The 3,154-nt window shown below is 69.6% G+C and carries 2 protein-coding genes; both read right to left on the reverse strand.

Features of this window, described 5'->3' with window-relative positions; all coding sequences use genetic code 11:
- Positions 1 to 4: 4 nt before the first annotated feature.
- Positions 5 to 1,354 carry a hypothetical protein gene (locus tag KIH27_RS21975; protein ID WP_214095076.1) on the reverse strand — a complete coding sequence of 450 codons (1,350 nt, stop codon included), beginning with the start codon at positions 1,352 to 1,354 and terminating at the stop codon, positions 5 to 7.
- Between the two features lie 64 nt (positions 1,355 to 1,418).
- On the reverse strand, positions 1,419 to 2,603 hold the full coding sequence (locus KIH27_RS21980; protein ID WP_214095077.1) for a hypothetical protein: 1,185 nt from the start codon (positions 2,601 to 2,603) through the stop codon (positions 1,419 to 1,421).
- Between the last annotated feature and the right edge of the window lie 551 nt (positions 2,604 to 3,154).

The raw sequence follows: 3,154 nt of genomic DNA on the forward strand, positions 1-3,154 counted from the left end.
CGAATCAACGCACTCTGAAACCGGAAGAGCCGTCAAAGCTCTCCCCCACCCATCGGAATTTGTAGGCCTCCTGGCCAACTATGGCGGGATCCTCGCCCCATCCATTCGGCGGGACTGTGCCGATCTCCTGCCAGCCGGAACCGCGGCCGACCTGAATCGGGAGTTCGCCCTTGCCGACCTGCCTCGGCTCACCGCTGGTTGGAGCCTGGGGCGGCGGACCGCCACCGGGACCGCTGGGGTGGCCATCGACGCCGACAACCCAGCGGCCACCACCGGGTAGCGAGTCCGCGGGTGGCGGGATGTTGGGCTCGTTGGGAAAGCTGAAGTTGCCCGGCGGGCAGGATCCGTCCGGCAGGGTGTATTCGCCGATTCCGCGATTGAAGCCGTCGTGGCCAGCGATGTCCTGTGTGTTCGGGCCGCCTCCGCCCGGCTCGGCGCCACCCAGTGCTTGGTAGCCGCCGCGGTGGTGGGCACCACTCGGTGCGGTGCCCCAATCGTCGTCGGAATCGCCCTCGCTGAGGTCGTATTCCAGCAATGGCACAGCACGCATGGCGCTTCGGTGACCGCCGGTCTCGTCCCGCTTCCCGCTGAGTCCGGCGGGCCCCATGCCGCCGCCGGCACCCACCGGGGCGGTACCGGCGCCGGGCCTGCCGATTCCGCCGGCCGCTGCCGTCGTGGGCGGCGGCGTGGGCGGCCCGGATCTTTCCGCCAGGTTCGTCGTCGACGGACCTCTGCCGGCGCTGTTGGCCCCACCACCGCCACCGGCGGCGGCGGGCCTGGTCGTTGCCGTCGGCGGCGGGGGTGCGCCCGCCGGGCCATGGCCGGCCTGCGGTAGCGACGGCATGCTCGGCAACGAGGGCATCCGCATCATTCCCGGATCGGCCGCCGGGCCGGCGCCGGCCGCCGACGGGTGCGTTGCGGCGGTGAGCGCCGGTCCCGCAGTGGCGGCGTGACTGCCACCCTGGGCCGCCTGCAGGGCCGGCTGCATCAACGAGGCGAAATTACTCGTCTGCGGGAACAAACCACTCATGCTCCCGAGTTGGCCGAGCTGGCCCCCGATCTGGCCGAGTTGACTGCCAGCCTGCTGCAGCACCTGTTGGCCTTCGTCGTCGGTTGTTCCGTATTCCCGGTTCGCGGTCCGGAGATTGTCGGCGAACCGGCCCTCCCGTTGACGCAACGCCTGGACCCGTGCGGCCAGCGGTGGCGGCAGCAACTGTGCAACCGCGGAGATGGCGTCGCTCATCGGATCCGCACCCGCACCAGGCAGCGGCGCATCCGGCATCTCGATCAGCGCCACGAGCCACGGCGGAATCCCGCCGTCCGCGATGTTCACGACGTCGTTTACCGGGGTCATCTCCACCTCGTCGTTAAGGGTGTTGTCACCCGTCGTCAATTCCAGTGCCGACTACCGTGCCGGCTCACCAATCGTCATCGGCGTCCTCAGCGAGATCGTGGTGCAGTCGCGCCGGAATCGGAGTCGCCGCCCGAGAACCCCCGGTCGTGCCGCGCTCACCCATGGCCGGGGTTCCCCCTGCACCCACCGGAGCCGAAGCCGCGGCGGCGCGCTCGGGGCCACCGGCTCCTACGGGTGCGACACCCGGTCTGCCGCCCCCGTGGACTCCTGCTGAGGGCGCAGTCGCTGTACCGACACCGGGCCTGCCGGCCGGGCCGGCATGCGGACGGCCACCCCCGGTCGAGGAACCACTGGCGCCGGCGAGCACGTGACCCGGCGCGGGTCTGCCGGATGCCCTCTGCGGGTGCGGGGAGCCGGCCGGGCCGTGGCCCAGTCCCGGCAACGACGGCAGCCTGGGAATCGACATCCCGCGCAGCAGGCCCGCCCCGCGCGTCAGCCCGGAGCCGCCCGCCATCGGATGGTTGGAGAAGGGACTGAGTACGCCTGGACCGCCGGCCGGCAGTGCCGTTGAGGCCAGCTGACCGAACGTCGCGGGAATCTGCGGCAGCGGGCTGGTCGCACCGCCCGCGAGACTGCCGAGCTGCGCCGGTAGCTGGCTGATCTGAGAAAGCAGCATCGGGGCCAGTTGCATGACCATCTCCATGGCCTGCATCGGATCGCCGCCAGCACCGGCTGGACCGGATCCCGGCGATACGCCAAGGCCCTCACCGAGTCCGCCACCCAGGCCCCCGCCGACCTGCCCGGAGCCCGCCGCGACCGTGGCGATGTTCTGCGCGAGCCCCATAGCGACCTGCTGGGCTTGCGCGGCCTGCTTCACCCCCGGGTCATCCGGGGTCGCCTCAATGGCCTCACACGCCGCTTGGACCTCCTGGGCGATCGCGTTGACCGCCATTTTCGTGCGGACGGCCAGTTCGAGCATCTGACGCAGCTTGCCCGCGATGGCGGTCGCCTGTTCCGCGTTCGCGCCATGCTCGCCGATGATCGAGGTGGCTTCGGCCTGGGCGGCCTGCGCGGCGGTGCCACTCCAACTCTCGGCCAGCGCCATCAGTTGCTGTTGCAACTGGGGGATCGCGACGCCCTGGATGTGCCGCGCCAGGCCTTCATAGGAGCCGGCCGCGGCCGCCAAGATGTCCTCGTCGACCTCGGGCCAAGCCGGCGGAAGCAACGTCATCGACCCGAAGGGGCTCATGTCCGGTTCCAGCGCCATGCTGAAATCTCCTCCCTCGACGCCGCCTCGTTGAAATGGCGGTCAACCATAACGTGCAGTCCAACCCCTCCAGCGAATCCCATTGGCGTTCTGGATCTTTCGCAGATAGAGCGGTCGCTCAGCATCGAGGAGACCTGGAGGTATGGCGACGCCGCCTGTTGGGCTCGGCGGCGTGTTGGGACGGCCGGACCGAAACCCGTCATACGTGCGGCAACCAACCCGACCACGACGGCGACATGACAAACCCGCGCCCGTGGAGATCTTTGCACGCAGTCATTCGGGCGTTATCGACGCCGCAGGTCACCCCGCCGACGGAGAGGGAATGGAAAGGCGGAAGGACCTTCACCGACTGGCCCTGAATGGTGCCATCGAGGCCAGTGGTGCCTGCACTGGGATGTATGGGACTGCTGGTGCTGATTTCATTCACGCGGGGTGTACCGCCGGCGGTGGGGGCGGCATGCGGTATTCCGGGGAGGTTATTTCCTGCACATCCAGCATGGCGGTGTCAAGCGGTGGAAGCAACGGAGTCGGTC

It is taken from the genome of Mycolicibacter acidiphilus, assembly GCF_018455725.1.
GTDB classification, from domain to species: Bacteria; Actinomycetota; Actinomycetes; order Mycobacteriales; family Mycobacteriaceae; genus Mycobacterium; species Mycobacterium acidiphilum.